Origin of the sequence: Zoogloea sp. (assembly GCF_028693495.1) — a bacterium.
Taxonomy (GTDB): Bacteria; Pseudomonadota; Gammaproteobacteria; order Burkholderiales; family Rhodocyclaceae; genus Zoogloea.
The window spans coordinates 1-5,773 of sequence record NZ_JAQUVG010000143.1 but is presented as its reverse complement, the minus strand read 5'-3'; the positions used below and the strand labels follow the sequence as shown (position 1 = coordinate 5,773).

Sequence of the window (5,773 nt, the reverse complement as noted above, 5' to 3'; positions counted from 1 at the left end):
CATGCCTCGAAGGATGACTCGGCCACACTCTGCTTGCGCCGACCAAGGCCTTTATGGACCTGGCTGATGGTCTTGCCCAGCAACTCCAGGTAATCCGGAATGCCGATGCGGCCACTGCGCACCAGCAACAGGTCATCGTAATAGGAGGTGAAGCCCTCGAAGGCCCAGAGCAGCCGGGTGTAGTTCTCCCGACTCAGGTCGTAGGGGGTGAATGCGGCGGGCTTGATCCGCTTCACGTTCCAGGTATGAAAGTACTCATGGCTGCACAGGCCCAGGAACTGGCGATAACCCTCGGTGGGCGCCTCCATTCCCCCATGGGGCAGATCGGAACGGCTGCACAGCAATGCAGTGGAGGCCCGGTGCTCCAGGCCACCGTAGCCCTCCCCCACCGCCATCACGAGAAAGACATAACGGTCCATGGGGGCAGGCGCCCCGAACAGGCGGATCTGGGCCTCGCAGATGGGTTTCAGGTCCTCCAGCAGACGAGCTGTGTCACAGTCGTGGCGACCCGTGATCGCCACCGCATGGGGCACCCCACAGGCGTCGAACTCGGCCAGGGTGAAGCACCCCATTTCCACCGGGTGATCGATCAAGTCATCGTAATCCGCAGCCCGGTAGGCACCGAACCCGTAGCGTTCTGCCGCGCCCTCTTCACCAGAAGCCTCCGGCAGGCTCGTCGCCACCCGCCAGCCTGCCTCCTCCAGCCCTTTTGGGGGGAGGATCTCCACCCGGTGAGGAAACGCCTCATGGCCATGGGCCCGCAGGAATACACTGGTGCCGTTGAAGAAACCATGGGTCTGGTCCAGATGGGCGGTCCGGACGGACAGATCCCAAGCATATACCGTGTAGGCAAGCTCCACCGGCCCCTCGACCCCCGCCGGCAGATGCCAGGTGTGCTTGTCGCTCCTGCTGACCGGAACACTCCTCCCCGCAGACCTGGCCTCCAGGGTCACGATGTTCCTGGCAAACTCACGGATCATGTAGCTGCCGGGAATCCAGGCCGGAAGGCTGAACACCTGGCCAGCCGGATCGGGCCGCTCCAGGTGCAGGGTCACCTCAAACAGGTGAGCAGCCGGCTGGATGGCCTGAATGGTGTAACGGACAGGGCAGCTCATGATCGTTTCGGTAGAGGGAAAACGGGGTAAGGATTTTACCCTCAAGCCCCCCGGTGCTGCCCATTTTTTGAGCACGGAAAGAAATCCCCTGCGACAGAAGCAGTTGCCACCGGCACACACGGCTTTTCCACACCCTTATCCACAGCCGGTGGGGAAAACTTTTCATCCATCCCGCCAGAACAACCTGCTCTTTTTGGAAATTTGTTTTAAAAAAACATTGGGTTGAAAAAACTAAACGGGCTTTTTCCAGCTTGCCACAGGGTTGTGTGGATGAAGCAAACGGTGCAAACCGCTCCCATGACAGATCTGCACTGTTTTTGTGCAACGCGAAAAAAGCCTTTCATTTCCGCCATATGACAGCCCTGATCACAGCTTATCCACAGCTTTCCCCACCTCGTCTGTGGGTTGTCTGGAAATCATCCACAGCAAGGCACTCAGGGAATGAAGGGCAAGGAGATCAGATCGCTCCGGGAGACCCCTGCCGTCATCTGCCGGCACAGGGCAATGAACTCCCGCATCCCTGCGGTGACGTGCTTGCGCCGGTGGGTAACGAACTGGAACTGGCGGCGCAGATCCAGCTCCGGCACCTCCACCGGGATCAGACTGCCACGGCGGAACGCCTCCCGCAGGGCAAGCCGGGAAATGCATCCAATCCCAAGGCCACTCTCCACGGTACGCTTGATGGCCTCGGTGTGCTCCAGTTCAAGCCGTACGCGTAGCTCACCAGTGTAATGACGGAGCGCCTGGTCCACGGTTTCCCGGGTACCGGAGCCCGGCTCCCGCAGAATCCATTCATGCTTCATCAGTTCGTCCAGGCTCACCGGATGAGCGGCCTGCGCCAGGGGGTGTCCGGGGGCACAGAACACCACCAGTTCATCCTCAACCCAAGGCTCCACCAGAAGATCCGGGTGGCGGACCGTACCCTCGATCAGGCCCAGATCCAGCTCATAGCGAGTGAGCTGGTCCACGATGATGGCAGAGTTATGAACGCTCAAACGCACCCGGGCACTCGGGTGCCGGCGCAGGAAATCCGAGGCGATCAGGGTGGCCAGATAGTTGCCCACCGTGAGCGTGGCACCGATCTGGAGAGGGCCAAAGTCCGTCTGACGGGACAGCAGGGACTCGATCTCCCGGGCGTGTTCGATCAGCTGTACCGCATGGGGTAACACCACCTGTCCCAATTCGTTCAGGCGCAGGGCCCTGCCAATCCGGTCAAAAAGCTGGGTGTCAAACTGCCGCTCCAACTCACCAAGGGCGGTGCTGGTCGCCGACTGGGACAAAGCCAGTTCATCTGCAGCCCGCGACACACTTTCGTGACGGGCCACAGCCACGAAGGTCTCCATCTGGCGAAGCGTGTATTTCATATCCATAAATTAGAATATCAATATCGATACAATCCATTTTACAGATGAATTATGGCGGATAAAATCGAGCCCATCACCCATTCCCCTTGCGTTCTTCACCATGAGCAAACTGAGCCATCAGACCGTCCTCTCCGTCCATCACTGGAACGAATCCCTGTTCAGTTTCAAGGTCACCCGCGATGCCGGCCTGCGCTTCGACAACGGCCAGTTCGTGATGATCGGCCTTGAAGTGGAAGGGCGCCCGCTGACCCGTGCCTACAGCATCGCCAGTCCCAATTACGAGGAGCATCTGGAGTTCTTCAGCATCAAGGTTCAGGACGGTCCCCTGACCTCCCGCCTGCAGCATCTGCAGCCGGGTGACCCCATCGTGATCAGCAAGAAACCCACTGGAACCCTGGTCCTGTCCGACCTGCTGCCAGGCCGCAACCTCTATCTTTTTTCCACTGGTACCGGTCTGGCCCCCTTCATGAGCGTAATCCAGGATCCTGAAACCTATGAACGTTTCGAGAAGGTGATCCTGCTGCATGGAGTGCGCTACGTGTCTGAACTGGCCTACGGCGAGTTCATCGAACAGTACCTGCCCCAGAACGAATTCTTTGGCGACCAGGTACGCGAGAAGCTCATCTACTACCCCAGCGTGACCCGCGAGGAATTCCGCAACCAGGGCCGCATCACCGATCTGGTAGCCACCGGCCAGCTGTTCGAGGATATCGGTCTGCCCCCGCTGGATCCGGCGGTGGATCGGGCAATGATCTGTGGCAGCCCCGCCATGCTGGAGGATTGCTGCAAGATGCTCGACGCACAAGGCTTCAAGATCTCTCCCCACATTGGCGCCCCGGGCGACTACGTGATCGAGCGGGCCTTCGTGGAAAAATGACCGGACTCCGCCACGGGGGTGGTCCGGTTCTGCGCCGGGCAGCCCCGCTTACCGGCCCGGGACTGTCATCAGCCGATCCACCATCTTCCGGACCGCCTGCAGCTGAGGTGCGTTGCGGGTGGCGTAATCCGCTGATGAATAGCCCCACCAGTCCCAGCATCCCTTGGGGTTGTAGACCCAGCGCCAGGAGCCATAGGACAGGCCGCTGCGGGCCACCGTCTGGGGATACAGCACGATGAGCCCCCGGCTCTCGGCCCAGCCGTTGTAGCCGGCCCCCTCGACAAAGCGCCGTCCGATCTGATCCTCCCCCTGCCGGCAGCCATGAAAGACCACATGGACAGGGCAGCCCCCTGCACGGCAGCGTTCAGGCACATAGACATAGCCCTGGTTGGCGAGACTGATGTCCACGGGCGCCCCCTGAATGAATGGACGCTGATCGAAGGACTGGAGCGCTTCCGGCCGTGACGCCCCCTTGGGCACCTGGTCTCCGGACAGGTGATCCAGCAATTGTCCGGGGGCATCGAAATCCCCGCAGCGATTGATGAAGGGCGGTTCAGACGTGGCACAGGCATTGGCTTCAGGCGCATCGACCGAAATCATGGCGTGGCCCGCATCCGGCAGAAAAACCTGTCTGATCGCCGCAGCCGGGAGCCAGCTCCGGTAAAAGGCCAGGAGCGCGTCCACCACCGGAGGCTCCACCGTGCGGTCGGCACCACCGCTCAGCACCCATACGCGGTCATCCGCCAGAGCCGACGGGGGGTCAATCAGATCCAGCCTGGCCCGTGATGCCATTCTTGGAGCGATGTCGGCCGGCTGGGGCGGCGACACCCAGTTTCCGGGACTCATGCAATGAATGAGCGCCCGGACGGCACTGCCTTCGGCGCAGTCATAGGGTCCAGCCGCCAGGATGCCCGCACCTTTCACCAGACGTGCGTAGGCCACCTGAAACTGCACGGCCATGAATCCTCCGGAGGAAATGCCCGACACCGTAACGCCATCCTTCCTTGCCCCCAAGGCAGGCAGGGAGGCTGCTGCAGCCCAGACCTGCCCCATCATGCAGCCACCGAGCAGCAGCGTGAGGAGCGCAGCGCTTTTGCGGACATCAGTAATCACCACAAACCTCCCCTCAGGCTCCATAGCACCCCCCCGCCTGCCAGCAGCCCCAGGGCACCGAAAGCCAGGGCGCCGACCAGAAAACCGGCAGCCCGACGGCGGGCCTCGCGGGCATACCCCAGCGCATACAGGATCCGCCCGACCAGCCAGACTCCCCCGAGTGCGGCTGCAACGCCATCGTGCACGTACGCCGCAGCGATCCACAGGCATGGCAAGGTCATGACTGCCCATTCAAGGGTATTCATCTGGATCCGGTACAGCCGTTCGAAAACCGGATGGCCCGTTACTGCAGGGGCTTCGACACCATAGGTGTGCCGCCCTTTGCCCACTGCATAAGTGGTTCCAAACATCAAGGCAACGATCAAGAGAGTGACGCCAGCCGTCAAAGGCAGGGAAGCGAGCATGATTGGAACATTCAGCCATACAGGGAGCCATAGCTTACCGGTCCTGACTGCCAATGGGTTCGTCAAACCCTACAATCCTGCTCATGAAGACAGCGCCCCTGCCCCGCCACCCTGCCCGAGCCCTGCTCCAGCTCCTGACACCCTACCGTCGCCGGGTGGCCGTGGCCGCCCTGGCCCTGATTCTGGCCGCAGGGGCCATGCTGGCCGTGGGTCAGGGGTTGCGTGCAGTGATCGACCAGGGTTTCTCCGCTGGCAATCCAGCCTGGCTGGACCACACACTGGCAACCCTGTTTGCCCTGATCCTCGTGCTGGCTGCGGCGACCTACCTGCGCTTTTACAACGTCTCCTGGCTGGGTGAGCGCATCACCGCCGACCTGCGCCAGCGGGTATTCAGCCATCTGCTGACCCTGCCACCCTCCTGGTTCGAGGCTGGCCGAACGGGAGAAGTGATTTCCCGCCTCACTGCCGACACGGCCCAGATCGAGAATGTGGTGGGATCCAGCCTTTCCATCGCCCTGCGTAACGCCCTGTTGCTGGCAGGCGGCCTGGTCATGCTGTTTACCACCAGCCTCAAGCTCACCTTGCTGACCCTTGCTGGCGTACCTCTGGTCGTCGTGCCCATCCTCATCTTCGGACGGAGAGTCCGGCTCCTGGCCCGGGAAAGCCAGGACCGGGTGGCTGCACTGGGCAACCGGATCGATGAGACCGTTCACGAGATCCGTATCGTCCAGGCCTATGGCCATGAGGGCCTGGATCGGGATGAATTCGCCCGGCTGGTGGAAGACAGTTTTGCCACCGCCCAGGAGCGGGTGGCCAACCGGGCCCGGCTGGTGGCCGCCGTCATGGTGCTGGTGTTCGGCGCCATCGCCTTCATCCTGTGGATCGGAGGACATGACGTGC

6 protein-coding genes and 1 pseudogene are annotated in these 5,773 nt (G+C 61.6%); 3 read left to right on the top strand and 4 right to left on the bottom strand.

Going from position 1 to position 5,773, the window contains the following annotated elements:
* Positions 1-1,115: pseudogene (locus PHD22_RS16050) on the bottom strand (peptidase M61); the annotation flags it as partial.
* Here PHD22_RS16050 and PHD22_RS16045 point away from each other — a divergent pair.
* The gene (locus PHD22_RS16045; protein WP_299869163.1) at positions 1,114-1,341 is read left to right on the top strand and encodes a hypothetical protein; all 228 of its coding nucleotides are present in this window, start codon (positions 1,114-1,116) and stop codon (positions 1,339-1,341) included. The pseudogene PHD22_RS16050 and the gene PHD22_RS16045 overlap by 2 nt on opposite strands.
* Positions 1,342-1,549: 208 nt before the next feature.
* Here the strand turns inward: PHD22_RS16045 and PHD22_RS16040 are convergent, their stop codons facing one another.
* Positions 1,550-2,479, bottom strand: coding sequence for a LysR family transcriptional regulator (locus PHD22_RS16040; RefSeq protein WP_299869161.1), 930 nt, complete (start codon positions 2,477-2,479; stop codon positions 1,550-1,552).
* Between the two features lie 100 nt (positions 2,480-2,579).
* Here PHD22_RS16040 and PHD22_RS16035 point away from each other — a divergent pair, with 100 nt between their 5' ends.
* On the top strand, positions 2,580-3,356 hold the full coding sequence (locus PHD22_RS16035; protein ID WP_299869158.1) for a ferredoxin--NADP reductase: 777 nt from the start codon (positions 2,580-2,582) through the stop codon (positions 3,354-3,356).
* 48 nt (positions 3,357-3,404) lie between these two features.
* Here PHD22_RS16035 and PHD22_RS16030 read toward each other — a convergent pair whose 3' ends face one another.
* A complete protein-coding gene (locus tag PHD22_RS16030; RefSeq protein WP_299869155.1) occupies positions 3,405-4,469 on the bottom strand; it encodes a PHB depolymerase family esterase in 1,065 nt (354 codons plus the stop codon).
* Positions 4,466-4,873, bottom strand: a complete 408-nt coding sequence (locus PHD22_RS16025; protein WP_299869152.1) for an MAPEG family protein — start codon at positions 4,871-4,873, stop codon at positions 4,466-4,468. Before PHD22_RS16025 ends, PHD22_RS16030 begins: the two co-directional genes overlap by 4 nt.
* Before the next feature lie 83 nt (positions 4,874-4,956).
* Between PHD22_RS16025 and PHD22_RS16020 the strand changes: the two genes are divergently transcribed.
* The coding region (locus PHD22_RS16020) for an ABC transporter transmembrane domain-containing protein (protein ID WP_299869149.1) at positions 4,957-5,773 on the top strand (817 nt) is incomplete at its 3' end.